This window comes from Prosthecobacter gellanilyticus, from assembly GCF_007992435.1.
In the GTDB taxonomy this organism is placed as follows: Bacteria; Verrucomicrobiota; Verrucomicrobiia; order Verrucomicrobiales; family Verrucomicrobiaceae; genus Prosthecobacter; species Prosthecobacter gellanilyticus.
The window spans coordinates 131,053-153,102 of the sequence record NZ_BKAG01000012.1; the positions used below are offsets into that span (position 1 = coordinate 131,053).

The window sequence follows — 22,050 nt, forward strand, 5'->3', positions numbered from 1 at the left end:
TCACTAGCCCAACCCGTCCCTGACCACCATGAAGCCTCTGCTTTTGTTGCTGACCGCCGCCACCCTCCAAGCGGCGGAGCCTGCTCTGATCTTCGATGGCAAAACCCTCGACCATTGGTCCGGCAATCTCGAGCACTGGCGCGTCGAGGACGGAGCTATCACTGGCGAGATCCCGGCCAATCAAACCCTCAAAACCAACGAATGGATCTTCTGGGACGGCGAGTTGCATGACTTCGACCTCACCGCTGAGTTCCGCATCACCGGCGGTCCCAGCGCCAACAGCGGCATCCAGTATCGCTGCCAGCGTGATGAGAAAGGCCACGCCAGCGGCTATCAGGCGGACCTCGATCAAGGTGCCGTCTGGCTCGGCCGCATCTACGATGAGCACGGTCGCGCCCTGCTGGTCGAGCGCGGCGCACGTGTCAACATCGCCCCAGATGGCCGACGCTGGACCGATGTCTTCGCCGAGCCCGAGAGCCTCGAATCCGTCATCAAACCCGGTGACTGGAACACCTATCGCATCACCGCCACCGCCTCGCACATCGAGGTCCGCGTCAACGGCACCCTCATGAGCGTGCTCGACGACCACGAGGCCAAAGCCGCCGAGTGGAGTGGCAAGCTCGCCTTCCAGCTCCACAGCGGCCCCGGCCCCGCCAAAGTCCAGTTCCGCCACATCCAGCTCATCCACCTTGGCAAGACTGCCATGCCCAAACGCGAGGCATTGGCTAAACAGCCAATCGAGAAGCGTGAACCGACAACGGCGAACAGCATCGCCCCGCCCGCCGAGTTGAATCTCGGCTTCGAGAAAGGCACTCTCGAAGGTTGGAAAGCTGAGGGCGATGCCTGGGACAAGCAACCCATCGAGGGCGACACCGTCGCCATCCGCAAACGTGGAAACTCACGCCACGCAGGTAAATATTGGTTAGGCGGTTACGAGCGTCTTGGAGACAAGGGCAAAGGAGTCCTCACCTCATCTCCCTTCACCGCCACGCACCCCTGGGCCAGCTTCCTCGTCGGCGCAGGCCGCAGTGTGAAGACCGAGATTATCAGCGAGTCTGACAACAAGGTCCTCTTCAGCGCCAGCGGTGAAGACAAGGAGGACATGAAACGTGTGGCCGTGGATCTCCACCCCGTGCTCGGCAAGCGCATCTTCATCCGCATCACCGATCAAAGCACCGCCGGGTGGGGCCACGTGAACTTTGACGACTTCGTCTTCCACGACCAAAAGCCAGTCTTTGCCGCGAGCACCGGCCCTCTGAGCATCAGCAGCGACCGAAGCAAGCGCGGCGATGAAAGCCCCGTGCTCTGGCACCTGCTCCCGAATCCTGCAAAACCTTCCGAAGTCCAAAACGACCAGGCTCAAAAGCTCACCGCCGCCATGAAGCTCCAGGACGGCTTTCAGGTCGATCTCATCGCCGCCGAACCAACGATCAAACAGCCCATCGCCTTCTGCTTTGACGAGCGCGGCCGCCTCTGGGTCGCCGAAGCCTTCAGCTACCCGAACCGCCAGCCCGAAGGCCAGGGTAAAGACCGCATCAGCATCCTCGAAGACGCCAATGGAGATGGCACTTTCGAGACCCACAAAGTCTTTTGCGAAGGTCTGAATCTCGTCAGCGGCATCGAGGTCGGTTTCGGCGGCGTCTGGATCGGTGCCGCTCCACATCTGCTCTTTATCCCCAAGGATGGAGACAGCCCGCTGCCGCTCAACAGTACCCGGGCCATTCCTGGCCCGTCTGCATCTGATGGGGCCAAGAATGGCCCCGCTACGCAAGCCCCCGGCCTCCCCTTCACCGCCTACATTCTCCTCGACGGCTGGGGCTACCAGGACACCCACGAGACCCTCAACAGCTTCACCTGGGGCCCGGATGGCTGGCTCTATGGCAACCAAGGCGTCTTCACCCAGTCCCTCATCGGCAAGCCCGGCACACCTAACGAACAGCGTGTCACGCTGAATGCCGGAGTCTGGCGCTATCATCCCGTGCGCCACACCTTTGAGGTCTTCTGTCACGGCGGCAGCAACCAGTGGGGACTCGACTACAACAGCAACGGCCACCTCTTCATGACCCACTGCCGCAGCTTCTTCGGCAAAGGCGGCACCACCCACGCCATCCGCAACGGCCACTTTTGGAACCAGGCGAACAGCAAATACGCTCCCTTCATCTCCGCCACCGCCCCAGCCTTCGCCCCCGACCTGCAAAACTACCTTCCTGCCTCTGCTCGTTACGACAGTGGCGAAGGCGGCGCAGGCAAGCCCGGCACCACCGCCGTCTATGGCGGCCACTCCCATGTCGGCACCCTGATCTACAATGGCGACAACTGGCCCGCCATCTACCGCGACCATCTCTTCACCCACAACCTGCACGGCCATCAGATCAATCACCAGCACATGGTCCGCACCGGTAGCGGTTATGAAACCTTCCACGCCGGTTACGACCTCCTCTACAGCAGTGACGAGACCTACATACCCGTCGATTTGCAAACCGGCCCTGACGGTGCCGTCTACGTCATCGACTGGACCGACACCCAGCACTGCCACAACCCCGAGGACGAGAAATGGGACCGTAGCAACGGCCGCATCTACCGCATCTCCTGGAAGGAAACCTACAAGCCCGCGAAGGTGGACCTGGGGAAGATGAGCGATGCGCAACTTCTCAAGCAGCAGAGCAGCGAGAACGACTGGCATGCCCGGATGTCTCGGAAGCTGATTCAAGAAAGACCCGCACCTTTTGATGCCGTTGCCAATGGCGTGACCATGATCTCACAGCCGGGTATTTCACCAGAGCTCACACTCCGGCTGATGTGGCTGCTTCACGCTGCCACGGCTCTCGATAAACTCCAGATCTCGAGCCTGATTGGAAATCGCTCCGACATCGTCCGCTCCTGGGCCATCCAGCTCGCCACCGAAGAACACGGCCAACCCAAGATCAGCCGCGAGACCCTGCTAAAACTCGCCAAGTCAGACCCGTCCCCGACCGTCCGTCTCGCCCTCGCCTCAGCGTTGCCTAACCTAGATTCAAACACGGTCTGGGAGGTCGCCTCAGCGCTCGCGATGCATGGTGAGGACAAAGACGACCGCTTCCTTCCCAAGATGATCTGGTTCGGCCTCGGTCCTGTCGTTGCCGACGACTGGTCTCGCGGACTTGCTCTCGCCGACAAGACACCACTTCCATCTCTCGCCGATTCCATCCGCTGGTATGCCTGCACCACCGCCTCAGGTCGTGAAGCCTTCGTGCCATCCATCAAAACCGAGCTCGATCTCCAACTCCTCGCCTTCGGCCTGAAGGACGAGGCCAAGGTCACCATGCCCAAAGCATGGTCCGCCCTCACGCTTCCAGCATCTCCGACTAAAGACCAGCTCTCCGCTCTCTTCGGTGACAAAGCCGTCCTCGCTCAAACGCGCACCATCTTGGCAGACATCACCAAGCCCATCTCCCAGCGCCGTGCAGCTTTTGATCTGCTCAAACGTGTCGGCGATGCCGAAGCCACACCCATCTTCGTCAAGCTGCTGAACCAGCCTGAGTTCACCAACGCCGTCATTCCCCTGCTCTCCCGCTCGAACGATCCCGCGACGGCATTGGCCCTTCTCAATCTCTTCCCCAAACTCGACACCACGAATCAAAGCACCGCGCTCGGTGCCCTCACCAGCCGCCCCGAACTCGCCAAGCCTCTCCTTGAATCCGTCAAATCAGGCACCTTTGACAAGAAGCATCTCAGCGCCTTGCAGATCCGGCAAATGCGCAGCTTGAACCATCCTGAGATCAACACGCTGCTCGATGCCAGCTGGGGCAAGGTCAATGAATCCAGCGAAGCCGCGAAGGCCAGCATTGCCAAGATCAAGCAGGCTTATCAAGCTGCGCCCATGTGGGCCTTCAATGCCAAGTCGGGCGAGGAGACTTACAAGCAGGTCTGCGCCGTCTGTCACGCCATGGGCGGAGTCGGGGGCAAGCTCGGCCCCGACCTCGCCGGATCCTGGCGCAATGGCCTCGACTACTTCCTCGAGAACATCATCGATCCGAATGCCGTCGTGGGCGACAATTTCCAACTCCACATCCTAACCAAAAAGGATGGAACCGTCATCTCCGGCGTCATCGAGCAGGAAACCGACACGGCCATCACCGCGCGCACCGTCACCGAGTCCGTCATCATCTCCAAAACCGACCTCAAGGAGCGTCAGAAGCTCCCCGCCTCCCTCATGCCTCCCGGCTTGCTGGAGGCCCTGCCTGAGCGCAAGACTCTCGAACTCCTGAAGTTCCTCCTCATGAAACGCGAGTGACCTTGCAAAGAACCCGCCGGGGATGGACGTTTTAACCAACAAGCATTCTGACCTATGAATCCTTTTCTCTCACGTCGTGACATGCTCACGACCATGTCTTCGGGCATCGGTTGGCTGGCGTTCACCGCGCTGGCGCAGGGAAAAGGTGGCCTCGCCGCCAAGTCCCCGCACTTCCCGGCCCGGGCGAAGCGCGTGATCTTCCTCACCATGCGTGGCGGCCCCTCGCATGTGGATCTCTTTGATCACAAGCCCGAGCTCGCCGCACGCGATGGCAAGCCAGCCTCGCTAGGTCGCGACTCATCCGGAGCCAAGCTCTTCGGCCCCGTGCATCCGATGAAGCAGTTCGGCCAGTCTGGCCAGTGGATGACCACGCTCTACCCGTATCTGTCGAAACATGCGGATGACATGTGCATCATCAATTCGATGAACACCGATCTGCCGAATCATGCGCAGGCCTTCGGCCAGATGCACACCGGCAGCTTTCAATTTGTTAGGCCATCCATCGGTGCCTGGACTCTTTACGGCCTCGGCACGGAGAATGAGAACCTCCCCGGCTTCATCACGCTGAATCCGCCGGCCGACAATGGTGGCGCGCAGAACTACGGCAGTGCCTTCCTGCCCGCCATCTGCCAGGGCACGAAGATCGGCGGTAGCCAGCTTCCGGATCTCTATGCAGCCCTGCTGAAGAAGGACGTGGCTCCCGGCCCGCCGATGAAGAACATCGAGAACAAGAACATCCCGCGTGACCTCCAACGCGCGCAGCTTGATCTCATCCGCGGCCTCAATGAGCGCAAGATGGAGCGTGACGGCCATCATCCGGAAATCGAGGGTGCCATCGAGTCCTTCGAGCTCGCCTTCCGCATGCAGACAGAGGTGCCTGACGTGCTCGACCTGCGTGGTGAGCCTGAGCACATTTTGAAGCTCTACGGCATCGGCCAGGGCAAGGACCAGTTCGCCCGTCAGTGTCTGCTCGCTCGACGTCTCGCCGAAGCTGGCGTGCGCTTCATCGAGATCGCCTCGCCCGTGAACTGGGATCATCACAACCGTCTGCGCGATCAGCTCTCCACCGCTTGCGGAGCCACGGACCAGCCCATCGCCGCGCTGCTCACCGACCTCAAAGCCCGTGGCCTGCTCAAGGACACCCTCGTTGTCTGGGCTGGCGAATTCGGCCGCACGCCCTATGCCCAAAGTGGCGATGGCCGTGACCACAATCACAAAGGCTACTCCATCTGGATGGCTGGCGGCGGTGTCAAAGGTGGCCTAACCTACGGTGCGACTGACGAGACCGGTTACAAGGCCGTCGTCGATCCCATGCACATCCACGACTGGCACGCCACCGTCCTGCATCTGCTGGGCCTGGATCACACCAAGCTCACCTACTACTATGGTGGTAGAAACTTCCGCCTGACCAACGTCAGCGGCGTAGTGGCTCAACGAATTCTGACATAATCGGCATTCCCAATTCGGGCCCAGCCACGTATTCTGATCTCAGCTGGAGCAGGCAATGGGCCTGCACGGTGCCTGTTTGATTTCAGTTCTCCCCTGTTATGAGCAATGGCCCTCCCGCTTCCCCAGCCCCCAGACCGCCGTCACGTTGGGGTGGCATGATCCTTGGTCTCGTCTTTGGCGGACTCATCGGCGCGGCAGCCCTCTATGTGACCCAGGTCGATCCCGGCCTGCTGGCCCGGCTCAAAGGTGCGCTTTCCCCAGGCGGCACAACGACCACCCCAGCTCCATCTCCCACCTCACCCGAGGCAGAGCCAGTCCCGCCATCGGCTGATGAGCAGCCCCAGCCCATCGTGCATCAAGGTCTGCCACAGACGCCTTTTGAAATGGGTGTGCTGCCTGCGGACGAACCTGTGGAGACCATCAAGATCACCCTCGGCGCAGGCACAAAAGGCGAGCCGATCTCTGAACCCGTGGATGTGCATCTCGGGTTAGGCTTCCCGCTACGTTTGCATCCCCTCGGCGGCGCTGAGCGCGATGCCTCCTTCGCAGCCTTCCCACATAAATCTTCGCTCGAAGCCAGTGCCACAGACATCCAGCCGGGGCAGATGGCCTCCTTTGAGTTCACAGTGAAGGCCGATGACCCAGGACTCGATACCCTGCACACCAGCCAGCAGCTTTTGACCGGCCTGAAGTGTGGAGATCTCCAGCGCATCGGCTTCGCTAGCCAGGGGCGCACCGACTGGACCCTCGCAGGCTATCGCATCGAGGTGAATGGCAAGCTCTTCGCTGCGAATGGCCTCGTTGATTCACGCCCTCAGGAGAAGCTCTCAACCAGTCGTGACAAGCTCATGAAGCTGCTTCCGGAGTATGAGGCTCATGCGGCCAAGTCCTCACCGAGTGACTCGGAGAAAGCCGCGCTCAGAGCCGAGAGCGAACTTGTGCGCTCACTCAGTGGCCGAGTCACCGGCGCCTTTCCATGGTGGGAGGAATCCAGCCCGTCCTTCAAGCCTGCCCCCATCACTGGCACGCTCGTTCAGAACGTCCACGTCACGCTCCAAACTGGCGCAGGAGCACAGCCAGGAACCCGGCATCCCATCTACCTCCTCGCCGGAGCCAGAAAGTTCCTGCTCAGTTCGGAGCTGAGTCCCCTTCAGGACGATGGCGCACCTCAGACCTATGAGCTTGCCAGTTTCGAGCTAGCCATTAATCCACTGACTCGTGAGTCCCTGATGCAGCCCGGCATCGGCATCCTCGGCAGTGGAGCCGCAGCACAGCGCGTGCCGGACCGTGCCCAGCTTCAACGCGTGGCCATCGAGGCCGATGCGCAACCCGTCTATGATAGCGACAAGAACGGCGATGACGCCAAGGTGCTCGCCGCCGTGTGGCTCACGCCTTCCGCACATTTCGATGAGAATGGCGAGGTCGTCCGCACGCCTCCCACGGCTAACGAACTTTCTGTCTGGCTCGCGGGCACACCTTCCGCTAGTGTGCCAGAGAAGCTTCCTCCTCTGCCGCCGGAGCCTCCGCTGCCTCCCGTCACCATCGAGCCTCCACCGCCACTCTGGCCACCCGTCCGCATCTTCATTCCAGATGGCTACCCTCCACCACCGGGAGGCGGCTTCATCTCGTTGCTAGATGTGCTCGCCGCACTGCTCTTTCCTCTTCCCCCTCCGGTCGAGCCCCTGATCAGCGGCGTGCGCATTGATCCCGCCACCACCATCGTGCGTGATGGCGATGCCGTGACTGTGGACTGGACCGTCAGCGGCGGCACTGGCCTGATCGCTGCCTGGCGCATCGATCTCTTCGGCGTGCTGCCGCACAAGCCCGTGCCCGTCTTTTCCATCCCGCTGGCCAGCATTCCGCTCACCCCTTCAGGCCCCATTCCACCAGGAGTGGATACTCACGTCAGCCGCATCACGCCTCCCATCGTGCGGGCAAATATCGCCGCCATGCTCACCGGCGCAGAGGCACTCTATCTTTATGTGCAGCCGCGTGTTACGGCGCTGGATGGTTTTGGCAATGTCATCACGGCGGCAAACGGCTCCATGCTGCCACTCTTCCCATCCGGCACCACGGTGCCAGCCGTCGGCACACGCCGTGGTGGTGTGTTGAAACCCTTCCCTCCTGGAAATGCTTCGGCACCTTCCTTCCAGGTCACACCACCTCTGCCTGCCCTGCCGCTGCCATGGAAAGGCATGCCGCTGGCAGATCCTCTGGCCATCCGCAATGCCTGGAGCCTCGTGGCCGAGCACGGCAGCCACTTCGGCCTGCTCTTTGCCAGTCACGAAAACATCCCCGCCGCCATTCATCTGCCCTCCTGGAGCACGGCTATCCGGCCCACGGGTGATGGTGCCGAGGTCATCACCATTCGGTTTGAGGGACTCGTCCCCATGCCCGCCGCAGCGAATGGTTTGCGGGCCGTGGCGCACATTGGCTTCGTCGGTGGTTCATCGCCGCTCACCACGGCGAAGATCGATGCACGCGCGGAACTTAGCAGCGGGCCGACTCGTCGAAACATGGCTGGCAATCTCATGCCCTTCCCCTTCGGCGCGCAGCCCTTCTTCAGACTCCACACGGCCGTGAATCCGCTGCCAGCGAACAAAGCCTCGCCCCTTCTGCTCATCGACATGCCCCTTCGGTTTGACCGCATGACCGCGGCAAACTTTGCCAATTACCCGGTCGATCCCATTCACGGCGCGGACTTCGTCGCAGGTCCGCCTGCAGGCTGGGTGGCGGCCGACTTTGCTTTCAATGGCCCCGCCTACACCGCCCAGGCCGGCACGGGCACCATGTATGTCACACTCACCTATAAAATACGCCTCACCACCACGGATGCCACGGATGCGGTGGGTGTGATCGGAGTCCGACTCGTCCCTGACAACACTCCATGAAAACACACCTGCTTTTGCTCCACCTCCTGCTTCTAGGATTCGTGGTGCCATCCATCGCCGCTCCCCTGCCGGCCGTGCACGGACGTGTCTACGGGCAGGACGAAAAGGGCAACAATCTCGGCCCGCTTCCTGGGGCCAAGATTGAACTGCTCAGCGGCAAGGGCAATACCGTCGTCGCCACCGTCACGGCCAGTTCACCTGGAGGCTATTATCAAATCAAGGATCTGCCTCCTGCAGACTACGCCTACCGCGTGACCAGCGCCGGCTTCAAGACCGAGGATGCCCGCCGGGGCTTCAAGGTGCCGCAAAATTCGTTAGAATACGTCCACGACTTCATCCTCACCAAGCCACCGGCGAAACGGGAGCGCTGCGACGTTCCCGTGCTCGTCGTGAAACGAGTGCGCACCGGTGACAAGCCCGATGAATCCGTCCGTCTGCAGGTGGCGGGCGCCCGGATGCATCTGCGTCCCACCTCGCCAAAGATCACCGCACCACCTAACCAACCTTTTGTCAGCAATGACAAGGGCGACCTCCTTTTAAAAGACCTCGCCGTCGGTGACTACGAAGTCTCCATCGATGCGCCCGAGACCCAGACCTTCATCGGCAGCCTCAAGGTCGCCTGTGGCACACGAGACCAGATCGTCTTTGAGCTTCAACCCTGTGACGAAGTCCTCCACAGCCTCGTCCGGGTGCTCCTGCGAGATGGCTGGGGCACATCAGCACCGGCCAAGACCGCCGCTGCGCGCGCCAGCCAGTCCATCACCAAGCTCGCGGGCAAGGACAATGGTGCCGCCAGCTATGCGCGCGGCCTTTCCCAGATCGGCGCAGGCAGCTATGAAGGCGCGCTCGGAAGTCTGGCCGAGTCCGTGAATGCGAGGCCTGAGGGTGTAATCCTGGATCGTGCCGCCGAAACCCGGCTCTGGATGCTCCTGCTGCAACATCAGCCTTCCCTGGCCATCAAAGAGGCAAGGAGCCTCGCCAGGATTCACTATGGCAATCGCGCCGTCACTCCTGCATCCAGGGACACGGCGCAGTCCTTCGGTCTCGCTCTCGGCATGATGCTTGGCCCGTGGAAACCCGATGTCGGAACCACGGAAGCCGCTGCCTTGGAACGTGATCTCCTGGATGCTCTCCGTGGTGAACTTCGTCAGGAAGCCGAAAGGGAGCGCGACCGGGTGCTCGCCGAATTCGCCAGGCTCAACACCTCTGCCCAGGGCATGCGCAACAAGGTCCTCGCCGATGCCGACACAAGGCGCAAAGAAGACGTCTCCCGCATCGAGGCTCGGCAGGCCACCATTGAGCGCGAGGTTAAAGCTCTCGATGCCGACATTCAAAGGCTGCAAGGCATGACGCAGGTCGATCAACAGTTGCGCGTGCAGCTGGCAGGCTTCGCTCAGCAGCGCCAGGCCATCGCCGTGCAGATGCGTCAGCTTCAGGCACGGCTTCAGCAGCTCTCCCTCATGATAAACCAGGGCGGCGGGAGCGGAGAAGGCGTCCGGCCCATGTTCCCGCCTAACCAACAACAGCGCCTGCCCCAGCGAGGCGTCCCGCAGCGTGGCAACAACCCGACCTTTGATCCCCAGCAGCCACCACAGCAACCGGCGCAGCCCCAGATCAATCCACGAGTGCAGATGGAGATGCAGCAGATCCAGGCCCAGATCGCCGGCCTCCAGCAGCAGGATGCCCAGCTGGCCACCAGCATGGTGAACCTGCAAAACAAAGCCCAGCGCACCAGTGGCGCGGCTGAGGCCGAGCTCGATGGCAAGAAGAAGCGTCGCGATGATCTCGCCCGCGAGTCCGAGGTACTCGACCAGCAGCGCGTGGCTCCCTTTGATCCCAACAAGGCCACCACCCCGGAGATCAGCGCCCTCGACCGACGCGCCCGCCTCGTGAAAACCTACCGTGACTTCCCGCTCGACAAACGCCGGCAAGAGCTCCTGGACCAGTTCACCTGTGGCGCCAGCAAGGACAAGCCAGGCCCAACCAACGATGCATCAAAACCTGTTCAGATCATCGAAAAGGATTTTCCTTCGCCACGCCAGTCAGCACGCTGACATGGCAGTCGCGAAGCGTCCTGGAGTGCGCCAGTCCTCTGGCGCTCTCGAAGGCCTAACGAAATAAATCGCAAGCTGGCTTCGAAGGTCAGTCGAGGTTCATCTGCCTTCAGAGATTCGCAGATCACTCGCTTCGTCGGAAAGCGCCGGAGGACCGGCGCACTCCAGGACGCTGCCGCGATTGCAACGTCCGTGCTGGCCTCGAAAACCAGCCTACGCCCTCGCCGCCAGCTTGAGCTTGAACTTCTCCACGGCCGCCTTGATCAGCGGATCATTCTGAAACTCCTCAGGAGGAGCCGCTGGCGCTTCAGGAGCGGATGCTGTGGCAGGTGCCGCGCTGCCCGCGGCCTTCGGAGCGTCCACCCTGGCTTCAGGAGCCGCCGCAGGTTTGGGCTCTGGCACGTCCAGCAGATCAAATCCCATCTCACTCGCCATCGGTGCTGCCAAGGAGGCATCCGGCACCATTTCAAACTTCACCGCCATGCCCAGCATCTCTGCGGCAACAGCCTCGAGGAACTTGCGCTGGTTGTCGCGGTTCAGGCTCTCACGAGCATGACCTTCGGTGATCGGAAAACCGATCTTCACCACCCCATGAGAGATCGAAAGCAGCGTGCCGATCCTCAGCCAGCCCACGATCAGAGCACGACGCTCCTGGATGATGTTGGTGAAGTCAGCCCAGAACTGTCCCAGATCGATATCCATCGTCGCTGCTGGAGGCGGCGGAGTCCGTTCAGGGGCTGCTGAAACGATGGGCGGCGCTGAGGCCTCCACAGGTGTGGGTTTGACGACAGGCGCAGGGGCTTCCACAGACTCCTTCACGACCACGGGAGCAGGTGCCGGTTCGATCACCCGCTCAGGCTCACGCGACACTGGGAGGGGCGCGGTCGGAGGTGTGATTTCACGAACAGGGGGTGCTGCAGGCGCAGGCTCGGCCACTCTTGCCGGAGCCACACTCACACGCTCAGCCGCAGGAGTCGCTGCACGTGCGGAGGTCACCTGGGCGGCACGCGGTGTCACCTTCGGCAGACCACCCGTGGTGCCGCTCTCCAGAGCCTCGATCACATCACTCAGGCTCACTTCATTCAGATGCTGCACCGCCTGGATCACGCCCAGTTCCAGGTGCAGACGCTTGTTCGTGGCCCAGCGCATGCGCGCATCCACCTCGGCCAGGCCATCCACCACGCGCAGAAGCTGCTCGGTCGTGGCCATCTGGCACTGTGCTGCCACACGGTCGGCGATCTCCGGTTCCAGGTCCTCGGCCCCGGCCTCGGGGTCGGCCTGACTAACCAAAAGTGTGCGAATATGTTGAATCAAGTCGCTCAGCAGCTTGCCCAGGTCCTTGCCTGCCTCGCTGGTGTCATGCACCAGTTGCAGAGCGCCCACGGTGTCACTTTCCAAAAGATGCTGCACCATGCCCACCACGGTCTGCATGGAGGTGAACCCGAAAATCTCCAGCACATCTTCCTCGCGGATCTTGTTGCCGCAGAAGGCCACCAGCTGGTCCAGCATGGACTGCGCATCACGCATCCCGCCGTCCGCACCTTTGCCGATGGCAAACGCCGCCTTCTCATCCAGGTCCACGCCTTCCTCATTGGCGATGTGCAGCAGGTGCTTGGCGATGATGTTCAGCGGGATGCGGCGCAGGTCAAAGCGCTGGCAGCGGCTGATGATCGTGGGCAGGATCTTGTTCGCCTCCGTGGTGGCAAAAATGAACTTCACATGTGGAGGTGGCTCCTCCAGGGTCTTCAGCAGCGCGTTGAAAGCCGCCGTGGAGAGCATGTGCACCTCGTCAATGTAGTAGATCTTATACCGGCAGCGGGATGGCGCGTATTTCACGCTCTCTCGCAGGTCGCGGACCTGGTCCACGCCGTTGTTACTGGCACCGTCGATCTCCAGCACGTCCAGGCTGTTCCCCTCGGCGATCTCCTTGCAGATGGGATCCTCGGGATCAAACTCGATGCTCGGCCCGTTCGGGCAGTTCAGCGCCTTGGCAAAGATACGCGCCGTGGACGTCTTGCCCGTGCCACGCGGCCCCACGAAGAGATAAGCATGCGCCAGACGGTTCTGCGCGATGGCATTTCTCAAGGTGCGGACGACATGCTCCTGACCGAGCACATCAGCGAATGTTTTAGGACGATATTTGCGGGCGAAAACCTGGTAACTCACAGGGTCAGACTAGCGCCTCGTGATGGCGTGGCGAGGGGATTTTTGCTGTTCATTCAAGATGATTTCAGCCCCAGTTCATCCCTCATCTTCCGTGACAGGGACGCCACCACCAGCGCATAGGAGTGATCGATCAGCTCCTTGATCAGTTTCGTGGGCAGCCGTCCCTCCAGCGTCAGCGTGTTCCAGTGCCGCTTGTTCATGTGGTAGCCCGGCTGCACTTCCTCATACCGATCCCTAAGCTCGATGGCCCGGTCCGGGTCACATTTCAGATTCGCTGTCGAAGGAAAATCCTCCGGCGAGGTCAGCGCAAACAGCTTCCCGCCCACCTTGTAAACCAGCACGTCCGGGCCAAAGGGCGTGGTCTCCTCCACCTGTGGCAGGGACAGGCAGTAAGCGCAGAAGTCAGCGAGCGTCATGCCGCCAAAGAGGCAGCAGAGAGCCTTCCTGTCAAAACGTGGCACATCAAACCTTCCCGGGTCGTCTTTTGCCGTGTCACTTGCGGCTTGTCTTTCCTCTGGAGATCCAGGTAACCTCATCCACAACATCCTATGAAGAGCCTACTCTCCGCCCTCCTCACTGCCAGTCTGCTTCTCACATCGCAAGCCTCGGCTGCCGATCTGAACCAGCATCCCTTCTTCAAGCACCTCATCGGCGAATGGGAGGCTGAGGGTGAGCTGAAGAACGAGAACAATGACCCCGTCACGGTCAAAGAAACCTGGACCGGTCGCGTGGATGCCGAGGACACCTTCTCCATCGAAGGCAGCCGTACCATCAATGGCGACACCCAGAAGTTCACCTGGACCTACACCCGCAGCGCTGCCACGGACAATTTTGAAGCCATCCTCACCGGCGGCGATGGACAGCCCTTGCGTTTTGAGAGCAGCTTTACCGAGGAGCCTCTCGCTCTCACGCTCAAAGCCATCACCGGCAATGGCTCTGCCAACATCTCCGTGGAAGACACCTTTGCTGATGAAGGCAAAGACAAGGACACCCTCACCTCCAAAGTCACCTTCACCGGCGACCAAGGCCAGACCACCCTCCAGGGCACCATCACCCACAAGAAGAAAAAGGCTCCGTAATGCCCAGGCTAGCATTATTGGTTAGGCATTAGCGAGCCGGAGGCTCGACGGCCTGTAGCCGGTGGTGGAGGTCGCGGAGCGGCCGGGAACCACCGGATGCGTGCACAGTAAACACCGCATCAAACCCAGCGTCCCGGCAGGGACGCTGGAAGCCTCCGATACCTCCTTTAAGCCTTCTCCTTCTTTGGCTCACTCCCACCCTTCTTCTCCTCGGGTAGTTCAAACTTCGTCACACCAGGCTGCGGCATTGGCGTCGGCTTGAAGCTGTCACCCCACTTCAGCGTGTCCGGTGCCAGGTCCTGCGTGCAGGCCAGCATCTGATCCCAGGTGATGAGCTGGCCCGTATACGCCGCCTCACGGCCCATGATGCCGACCATGGTGGAAAGCATCATGCGGTCACCATCATTGATCACCTCGCCCTTGCGGATCGCATTGAAAAGAGCCTCGTGCTCCAGGTCATACATGTTCTTCTCATCGCCGCGGAAGCGCCAGCGCTTCTCACCATCGATGAACGGCACCCCGCCCTTGCCGATGACCAGCGTGCCTTTTTCACCGCGGATGACGTCCTGGTTGTGCCCCTGGCAGCCCTTGATCTGGCGGCTCGCCATGTTGCAAATCAGGCCGTTGTCCCACTCATAGGCGGCGTGGAAATGGTCGAAAATATTACCGTCCTCCGCCTTGATCTGACGCCCGCCCGTGCCGATGCAGGACATCGGCGGCTTGTCGCCCATGGCCCAACAAATTTTATCGACACTGTGTACGGCCTGCTCGACGAGGCTGTCGCCGCTGAGCCAGGAGAAGTTATACCAGTTGCGCACCTGCCACTCCACATCGCTCATGCCCTCAGGGCGGCCGCTTGCAGGTGGCATCGGCTTCACCGGGCCGGTGTGGTAGGTCGCATACACACTTGTGATCTTGCCGATGTCGCCACCCAGCGCACGCTTGAAGGCCTCGAGGCGTGAGGTGCTGTAGCGCCAGCAGAAACCGGCCACCAGATTCAGCTTCTTCTCCTTGGCCTTGTTCACCGCGGCCATGGCCACATGATAGCCCACGCTGTCCACCGCCATCGGCTTCTCGCAGAAGATGTGCTTTCCAGCCTCCACAGCTGCCTGCAGATGCATGGGGCGAAATCCTGGAGGGCTGGCCAGCAGCACCACGTCCACACCGCTGTCGATCAGTTGCTTGTAGGCATCCAGGCCGATGAACTTCTTGTCCGCCTTCACATCCACACGATCCGGAAACTTCTGCGTGAGGGAGGCGATGCTCGCGTCGATCTGCTTCATGTCCACATCCGCCATGGCCACGATCTTGCCATTGTATTCAGCGCCCAGGGCCTGGTTCGCCGCGCCCGTGCCACGGCCACCGCAGCCCACCAGACCGATGCGGAGGGTTTCATTGGAGTCCGCTTTTTGCTGGGCACGCAGACTGGTGGCGGCGGTCAGGATGGCGGTGCTGTGAACGAACTGGCGGCGATTCAAGATGGAGGACATGGCGTGAAAGGAGTATGAGTGATCGTGGAGGCGGGAGGCAACCTTTCGCTGAGGCGATGACAAAAAATGATACCCAAGTGCCCTCATTAGCAGCAGGCTAATGCGCCATAGTGTCACCAGATCTGCATTGCGGACTGATGCCGCGACGTGATAAGAAATAACCTCATCGTGCCGCGCTTCACCCTCCCTGCCCTGCTGCTTTCCAGCTTATGGATGAGCCAGGCTCTCTATGCGCAGCAGAGTCAGAACCCTTTTGAGCAGGCGGCCAGAGCTCGCGAAGAGGCAAACAAGGCCCGTGAGAAAGAAATCAAACTCGGTGAAGAAGCCCGGCGCCGCGCCGAGGAAGCCCGGAGAACACCTCAGGCAGGGAGCCTTCGGCCTGCTAAAATCCCCGGCCCCAATTCCGAGCACGTCTTTGACAAGGCCTCGAATGAGAGAGACTCCTCCCGCCAGCGGGCCTTTGACCGCGGACAGAGCACAGCTCTGCCAGCCCAGGAGGAGAGGGAAAGCCTGGGGCGTCTCCCTGGCGTGGCGAATAATGCCGTCCGCGCCGAAAACGGCACGGTGGTGAATCAGGGGGCTCCCGCTGCCGCCGTCTATAACCGGGTGATGGAGACCCAGCGTTTCTTCTCGCACTATCAGGACCCCTATCTGTGGAATGCCAATGACGTCTTCACCGACAAGCCTGAGGACCGGAAAATGTATGATGCCGAGGCCGATCGTCTCTATCCCGATGTCCTCAGCCCGCAGTCAGCCTTCACTCTCCGCCACACGGCCATTAATCGCTGGATCGACTCCCGCCAGCCTCCCCTCGCGCGTGACGCCCGGCGCAAGCTCCTGGTGGCTCACATGGTCAGCCTCGAGCTCACGGGCAAAGTGCGCCAAGACAAGTTCGGCCTCGGCCAGATTCCCGTGCTGCACATGATCGGCCAGCGTCCCCCGGCTTTTATCAAACGGAACAACTTCGAGGTCGAGGTGCGGGACGATGAGGTCAAACTACCTGATGGCCTGCGCGGCACCGTCCTCCGTGGCAAGGACGGCCGGCCGGACATCATTGAGTGGCTCGATGCCGAAGGCAGCCACGTGATTCACATTCCTCAGGAGGAACAGGGCAAGCTGCGGCTTTTCAAAGATTACGACTGCGACTACCGCCGGCTAAAACTTCAGGACGACAACTTTCGGGTCATCTTCTCGAAGCCGAAATAGGCCCGTGCATCCCGCATTGCCGCGAGCGCGAGGCAGATTACTTCAGCAGCCCCAGCGACTTCAAGAACACATCTGTCTTGGTCATCGTGTCGTCATAGAGCGCCTTGTCCCGCATGAGGTAGCCGTGCGTGCCACCCTCATTCACGTCCAGTTCGCAGCGGTTGCCCGCCTTCAGCATCGCCTCATCAAAGGCCTTCGCTCCGGCAAAGGGAGTGACCGTGTCACCCGTGCCGTGAAAGACCAAAGTCGGTGGCAGTCCCGCACGCACGTTGTGCACGGGAGACAGCTCCTGCCAGCGTTCGCCGATCTTTGCCTGCCCATAGCCTTCCTTGGAGGTGTCGATCACCGGAAACAACAGCACCAAGGCCGCTGGTGTGGCCGAGATGGAGAGATCATCTCCATCCTCATTCACCTTGTCGAACAAGGCCGTGGCTGCCGCCAGATGTCCACCTGCGGATCCACCGCTGACGATGATCCTGGTGGGATCGATGCCGAGTTCGCTGGCGTGTGATTTGATGTAGCGCACTGCCGAGCGCGCATCCTTCACACAGTCAAAAACGCTCACGCCTGTCTTCGCGCTATGCAGCCGATACTGCACGCTGATCCCCACCATCCCCAGCTTCGCGTAATGAGCGGCAAAGGGATACATGCGTGGCGGTGCACCACCGGTCCAGCCGCCTCCGTGAATGATGACGTAGCAGGCCCGCTTGTCTCCCGCTTTGAAGCCCGATGGCTCAAACACGTGCATCTGCAACTCACGATCGGCGATCTTCTTGTAGACCAGGATTCGCGAGGGCTTCAGCTCCGCTGCCATCTTGTCCATGGCATCAGGGGCCTTGGCCTTCGTGGCAGGCTCCTGGCCGATGGATGATGAAGAGGCGAACCCGAGAAAAGCGCAGAATAGAAGGAAACGAGACATGACAGAGGAACGAGAAGCAACGCCGCGCGAAGCCGGTCATTTCAACACTTCGTCGTCTTCCGTTTCGGAGCCACCGGCAGGCCACGGCGGCTTTTCAAAATGTAGGAAGCCGCGTCCGGTACCTGGCAGGCGGTGTCTCCCATGTCCACGTCGACCTTGCCGATCTTCTTCGCCGCCTCCATGGCCTCGTCCGCCAGCGGCGCCACATAGGTGCCGCAGCAGATCACGAAATTGTTCATCTCACAGCGCACATGGTTAGGCGTTGTCTTGAGGGTCTTCACCACACGCGTGAGCAGCGCCTGGATCTGTTTGATGGGCAGCTCTTCGTCTGGCCTCATGCACATCACGGCAGAAAGCGTGCCCCAGCCTGCTGACGCAACAAGCTCCTTCGGTGAATCAATCCACTTCAAGGCCAGCTCGATGGCATCAGGATGTTCGGCGGCCACATTTGGCACTGTGAAGCTGGCATGCATGTGCCACACAGAGTTCTTCACCCAGCGCTCGAGTTGGGCACGCTTCATCTTGCGGCCATCGGCGACGAGGCCTGCCATGTACATCGCGTCTGAGTTGCCCGTCTCATAGAGCTGCATCGCCAGTTCCTGATCGCCTTTGATCAGCTTCACGATGGGTTTCATGTCCCCAATCTTCACGCCAAAGAACGGCTCCGGCGCACCATGCCGCCGATAGGTCTTCTTCGTCTGCTCCGTGCCCTTCGAGGCCAGCAGATTCATGGTTTCTTCAAGAGTCATGAGAGTCACTGTTCTCCGTGCATTCCAATGAGGCGAGGCCTGCATGTCGAGGAAAAATCTAACATCTATTGCAACAAATCAGCTCACTTTGTTGGGAGCTTCTGCCCGGGTCGCAGGGAAAGCATCGCCGCCAGCAAGCCGGCCATGAGAAGCCAGATATGACCGGGCAGATCCTTCTCAAAGACCCAGTTGCCTCCGGCGAACACGACCATCGAGCAGCCAATGAAGCTCAGAAACCTCGGCAGGAAGCCCTTCATGTGCGCGGCGATCAGCGCCACGGCAAAGTAAAGGGCGCCACCTGCCAGATACCAGGCCGCCTGCAGCGGTGCCGCAGGTTTCAGGATGATCCAAAGCACCACGCCAACCACCAGCACTCCGAACAAGCCGCGCGGCCGCAAGGTGAGAGCGCGACGTGGATTCTGGTAGAGATCCTGGAACTTGGCCTGATCACTCATGCGCAGATCGTTGATGCAGCGGTTCACATGCTCACGCGCCTCCAGCAGCCCAGCCTCAGGCGCAGCGCGATGATAAAGCCGAATCGCGGCCGGAGCATCGCCCGCTGCCACGGCTGCGCGAATCTCCGTCTGCATCGCTTCATCGAGTTTGCGCACAGGTGCTCCATGCAAACCGCGCTCACGGTTCAGCCAGGCTGTGGCGATCATCCAGAAGCCCAGCCATATAATGAAGAACGCCACTGGCAGGTAGCCCGAAGGAATGGCCTGCGGCCGGTTCGGCAGAGGACCGAAGCCCTCCCAGGCGTAGGCCTCGATGACCTTTGCAATGGTCACCAATCCATACAGAAGACAGGCCAGTCCCGCGAGAGCCATGATCACCCGCACATACTCCGACACTGGCGATCCGGGCACAAATCTGGACTGGTCAAACATGGCACGCAGCGTGGTGCGCCTCGCATGGCTCATGAACCACACATTCACCCACAGGCCCACTGTCATGACGATGAGGGATCCCATGCCAAACCAATTCAGCAAAGCCAGGGACAGCGGTCCAGGCTCACGCTTCAGCGCAGGGTTCAGATGCTGCGCCCGCATAAAAGCGTTCTCCTGGTAGAGCCAGAAGATCGTGCACAGCAGGCCAAAGACCAGCAGCGCCGCCGCACCCGCCAGCCAGGCGGGATGACGCCTCAGCCAACTGGCTGATTTGCGGGTAAAGCTGGCTGGGCGTGCCCGGATGGGATCCCCCTTCAAGAAACGCCGCAGTTCTTCACCCAACTCCCGCGCCGTGGCATAACGCTGCGCGGGTTCTTTCGCCAGACACTTCAGACAGATGGTCTCCAGATCACGCGGCAGGTCAGGATTGATCCGGGAGGGCGCCGCTGGTTCGCGCTGCACCACCTGCATCATCGTCTCCGCCGCCGTGCGTGCCAGAAACGGTGGCCGTCCGGTGAGCATCTGGTAAAGGATGGCACCCAGGGCATAGACGTCCGTGTGCGGCCCCACGCGAGATCATTGCGTCCCTCAGCCTGCTCTGGTGCCATGTAGCTTGGGCTGCCGAGCACCGCACCGGTCATGGTTAGGCTTTGATCTTCATCGATCCGCTTCGCGAGCCCGAAGTCCAGCACGTGCGGCCTGCCTTCGGCATCCACCATGATGTTCTGCGGTTTCAGATCCCGATGCAGGATGCCCCGCTGATGGGCGAAATGCACCGCATCACAGACCGTGCTCAGCAGTTCCGCAGCCTCGCGCACATTCATCGCCTTGCCGTGGCATTGATGCGCTAGCGTGCCGCCTTCGATAAAGTCCATCGAGTAATAGTGCTGGCCTTCATGCTCGCCGATCTCGTGGATGTTCACGATGTTCGGGTGCTTCAGTTGCGCCACGGCCTGGGCTTCTGCGTGAAACCGCTGCACCTCGTCCTTGTCCGCAAAGAGGCCGCTACGGATCATCTTCACCGCCACCGTGCGGTTCAGTGCCTGCTGGCGGGCGCGCCACACGACTCCCATGCCGCCCTTGGCCACCTCCCCGAGCAGTTCATAGTTGCCGAAATACTTCACCTGATCTCCGAGTGACCATGGAGGTGCAGCCAGCTTCACGGTTTCAAAATTCGATGCCAGAGCCCCTGATATGAGGCAGGCAGGACAGAGGCCTTCCGGGGCATCGGCCGGGAGTGAGACGCCGCATTTCGGGCATGAGTTCGGAGTGGTCATGGAGAGGTGGGATGGGTTTCCATGAGTTCCTGAAAGACCAGCACCCTCAGGTTACAGAAAAAGTGCGGAAAGTGAAAAGCACTAATTCTGGCCTCCTCCGATGCACGCCAGGCTCAAGTCCCGCAGAACGTCCGGTAGTCTCCTTCCCCTGACGGTTTGTCATATCCCGGATGCGGCTTCGAATGATCGTAAGGATGCGCCAGCACTCTCAGAAGCCGCTCCATCTCCCCCAGTTCATCATTTTCGGCGGCAGCCGCCAAAGCTTCCTCCACCTTGTGATTCCGTGGAATGAAGGCGGGATTATGCCGCTGCATGGAGGCGACCACCTCCTGCCGCGTCTGTGGCTGACGACCCAGACGGGCCTGCCAGCGCTGGTGCCAGTCACGAAACTCAGGCTCGGCAGGCATTTCGGCCGCTGCTGTCGCCCGGCTCAGATCACGGAAGGTGTTCGTGAAGTCGGCTTTCGCCTGCAGCATCCAATCAAGCAAGGATTGCACAAGTGCCCCGTCATCATCCTCTTCCGTCAGCAGCCCCAGCTTGCCCCTCATGACACCTAACCAATGACGCTTAAAGCGAGACTCAAAGCTCTCGATGGCCTCATTCGCGATCTCCACCGATTTTTTCTCATCCTCATGCAGCAGCGGCAGCAGAGCCTCCGCAAACCGCGCCAGATTCCACTGCGCGATGAAAGGCTGCCTGCCATAGGCATAGCGCCCGTGGCGGTCGATGGAGCTGAACACCGTGGCTGGATCATAGGCATCCATGAAGGCACAGGGTCCATAGTCGATCGTTTCGCCGGAGATCGCCATGTTGTCCGTGTTCATCACCCCATGGATGAAGCCCACCCGCTGCCACTGCGCGATCAAGGCCGCCTGCCGCTCGATCACCGCCTCGAGAAAGGCCACATAAGGTCTCTCCGCATTTACGATCTCCGGGTAGTGCCGTTGCATCGTGTGATCGGCCAGAGCTCGCAGCGGTTCTTTCTCATGACGTGCCGCGGCATACTCAAAAGTGCCCACGCGGATATGGCTGGCAGCCACACGTGTCAGCACGGCTCCACGCATGGTGCCTTCGCGATACACCACCTCCCCCGTCGTCACCACGGCCAGGCTGCGTGTGGTCGGAATGCCGAGCGCATGCATCGCCTCGCTGATGATGTATTCCCGCAGCATCGGTCCCAGAGCCGCGCGACCATCACCACGACGCGAAAACGGCGTCGGCCCAGGACCTTTGAGCTGGATGTCAAAACGCTCGTCTTTCGGCGTGAGGTGCTCGCCTAACAAAAGCGCACGACCATCCCCCAGCATGGTGAAGTGCCCGTACTGATGTCCTGCATAGGCCTGGGCCAGCCATCGCCCACCCGGCGCCGTTTCATTGCCGGCAAAAAGAGCAGGATGATTCGCCAGTCCTGCATCCAGGCCCAGCTCAGCGGCCAGACGATCATTGAAGACGATCATTTTCGGTTCACGCACCGACGAGGGCTCCACAGCCTCATGAAACACCTCCGGCAGTCGCGCATAGGAGTGATCAAAGCGCCAGCCGGCGGGAGATGAGGGAGAGATGGAGGGGGCGGACATGGGGGGGAATGAATCGGCGCTGCACGCACCATG

The 22,050-nt window shown here is 60.9% G+C and carries 14 protein-coding genes; 6 read left to right on the plus strand and 8 right to left on the minus strand.

From position 1 onward, the window contains the following. The first annotated feature begins 28 nt into the window (after positions 1-28). The 4 genes from BGE01nite_RS10580 (at position 29) to BGE01nite_RS10595 (ending at position 10,667) form a co-directional block, all read left to right on the plus strand. Positions 29-4,273, plus strand: coding sequence for a PVC-type heme-binding CxxCH protein (locus BGE01nite_RS10580; RefSeq protein WP_146850417.1), 4,245 nt, complete (start codon positions 29-31; stop codon positions 4,271-4,273). A 54-nt stretch (positions 4,274-4,327) separates the two neighbouring features. Beyond that, entirely contained in the window at positions 4,328-5,722 is a 1,395-nt protein-coding gene (locus tag BGE01nite_RS10585; protein ID WP_146850418.1) for a DUF1501 domain-containing protein, read from the plus strand. A 155-nt stretch (positions 5,723-5,877) separates the two neighbouring features. After that, the gene (locus BGE01nite_RS10590; RefSeq protein WP_146850419.1) at positions 5,878-8,613 is read left to right on the plus strand and encodes a hypothetical protein; all 2,736 of its coding nucleotides are present in this window, start codon (positions 5,878-5,880) and stop codon (positions 8,611-8,613) included. Beyond that, a complete protein-coding gene (locus BGE01nite_RS10595) occupies positions 8,610-10,667 on the plus strand; it encodes a carboxypeptidase regulatory-like domain-containing protein (protein WP_146850420.1) in 2,058 nt (685 codons plus the stop codon). Before BGE01nite_RS10590 ends, BGE01nite_RS10595 begins: the two co-directional genes overlap by 4 nt. A gap of 213 nt (positions 10,668-10,880) precedes the next feature. On the opposite strand, the gene dnaX is transcribed toward BGE01nite_RS10595, so the two are convergent. Next, positions 10,881-12,833, minus strand: a complete 1,953-nt coding sequence (gene dnaX, locus BGE01nite_RS10600; RefSeq protein WP_146850421.1) for a DNA polymerase III subunit gamma/tau — start codon at positions 12,831-12,833, stop codon at positions 10,881-10,883. A gap of 53 nt (positions 12,834-12,886) precedes the next feature. Beyond that, on the minus strand, positions 12,887-13,294 hold the full coding sequence (locus BGE01nite_RS10605; protein WP_246145701.1) for an MmcQ/YjbR family DNA-binding protein: 408 nt from the start codon (positions 13,292-13,294) through the stop codon (positions 12,887-12,889). Between the two features lie 87 nt (positions 13,295-13,381). Here BGE01nite_RS10605 and BGE01nite_RS10610 point away from each other — a divergent pair, with 87 nt between their 5' ends. Beyond that, positions 13,382-13,912 (plus strand): hypothetical protein, encoded by a 531-nt coding sequence (locus tag BGE01nite_RS10610; protein WP_146850422.1) that lies wholly within the window; start codon positions 13,382-13,384, stop codon positions 13,910-13,912. A gap of 167 nt (positions 13,913-14,079) precedes the next feature. Here the strand turns inward: BGE01nite_RS10610 and BGE01nite_RS10615 are convergent, their stop codons facing one another. Continuing rightward, positions 14,080-15,402, minus strand: coding sequence for a Gfo/Idh/MocA family protein (locus tag BGE01nite_RS10615; RefSeq protein ID WP_146850423.1), 1,323 nt, complete (start codon positions 15,400-15,402; stop codon positions 14,080-14,082). A gap of 147 nt (positions 15,403-15,549) precedes the next feature. On the opposite strand from BGE01nite_RS10615, the gene BGE01nite_RS10620 reads away from it, so the two are divergent. Continuing rightward, entirely contained in the window at positions 15,550-16,608 is a 1,059-nt protein-coding gene (locus BGE01nite_RS10620; protein WP_146850424.1) for a hypothetical protein, read from the plus strand. 37 nt (positions 16,609-16,645) lie between these two features. On the opposite strand, the gene BGE01nite_RS10625 is transcribed toward BGE01nite_RS10620, so the two are convergent. From BGE01nite_RS10625 to BGE01nite_RS10645, 5 genes are all read right to left on the minus strand, one after another. Then, positions 16,646-17,527, minus strand: coding sequence for an alpha/beta hydrolase (locus BGE01nite_RS10625; RefSeq protein ID WP_146850425.1), 882 nt, complete (start codon positions 17,525-17,527; stop codon positions 16,646-16,648). 41 nt (positions 17,528-17,568) lie between these two features. Continuing rightward, on the minus strand, positions 17,569-18,276 hold the full coding sequence (locus BGE01nite_RS10630; protein WP_146850426.1) for a DNA alkylation repair protein: 708 nt from the start codon (positions 18,274-18,276) through the stop codon (positions 17,569-17,571). Positions 18,277-18,359: 83 nt separating this feature from the next. Continuing rightward, positions 18,360-19,733 carry a hypothetical protein gene (locus BGE01nite_RS10635; RefSeq protein WP_170266721.1) on the minus strand — a complete coding sequence of 458 codons (1,374 nt, stop codon included), beginning with the start codon at positions 19,731-19,733 and terminating at the stop codon, positions 18,360-18,362. Then, the gene (locus BGE01nite_RS10640) at positions 19,634-20,440 is read right to left on the minus strand and encodes a serine/threonine-protein kinase (protein ID WP_146850428.1); all 807 of its coding nucleotides are present in this window, start codon (positions 20,438-20,440) and stop codon (positions 19,634-19,636) included. The genes BGE01nite_RS10635 and BGE01nite_RS10640 overlap by 100 nt, the downstream gene beginning before the upstream one ends. A gap of 113 nt (positions 20,441-20,553) precedes the next feature. Then, the gene (locus tag BGE01nite_RS10645; RefSeq protein WP_146850429.1) at positions 20,554-22,017 is read right to left on the minus strand and encodes a protein adenylyltransferase SelO; all 1,464 of its coding nucleotides are present in this window, start codon (positions 22,015-22,017) and stop codon (positions 20,554-20,556) included. Positions 22,018-22,050 lie beyond the last annotated feature (33 nt).

Bases quoted from the DNA above. Each gene is read 5' to 3' on its own strand.
- BGE01nite_RS10580 (WP_146850417.1), top strand. From the start codon at position 29: ATGAAGCCTCTGCTTTTGTTGCTGACCGCCGCCACCCTCCAAGCGGCG.
- BGE01nite_RS10585 (WP_146850418.1), top strand. From the start codon at position 4,328: ATGAATCCTTTTCTCTCACGTCGTGACATGCTCACGACCATGTCTTCG.
- BGE01nite_RS10590 (WP_146850419.1), top strand. From the start codon at position 5,878: ATGATCCTTGGTCTCGTCTTTGGCGGACTCATCGGCGCGGCAGCCCTC.
- BGE01nite_RS10595 (WP_146850420.1), top strand. From the start codon at position 8,610: ATGAAAACACACCTGCTTTTGCTCCACCTCCTGCTTCTAGGATTCGTG.
- BGE01nite_RS10610 (WP_146850422.1), top strand. From the start codon at position 13,382: ATGAAGAGCCTACTCTCCGCCCTCCTCACTGCCAGTCTGCTTCTCACA.
- BGE01nite_RS10615 (WP_146850423.1), bottom strand. From the start codon at position 15,402: ATGTCCTCCATCTTGAATCGCCGCCAGTTCGTTCACAGCACCGCCATC.
- BGE01nite_RS10625 (WP_146850425.1), bottom strand. From the start codon at position 17,527: ATGTCTCGTTTCCTTCTATTCTGCGCTTTTCTCGGGTTCGCCTCTTCA.
- BGE01nite_RS10630 (WP_146850426.1), bottom strand. From the start codon at position 18,276: ATGACTCTTGAAGAAACCATGAATCTGCTGGCCTCGAAGGGCACGGAG.
- BGE01nite_RS10640 (WP_146850428.1), bottom strand. From the start codon at position 20,440: ATGACCACTCCGAACTCATGCCCGAAATGCGGCGTCTCACTCCCGGCC.
- BGE01nite_RS10645 (WP_146850429.1), bottom strand. From the start codon at position 22,017: ATGTCCGCCCCCTCCATCTCTCCCTCATCTCCCGCCGGCTGGCGCTTT.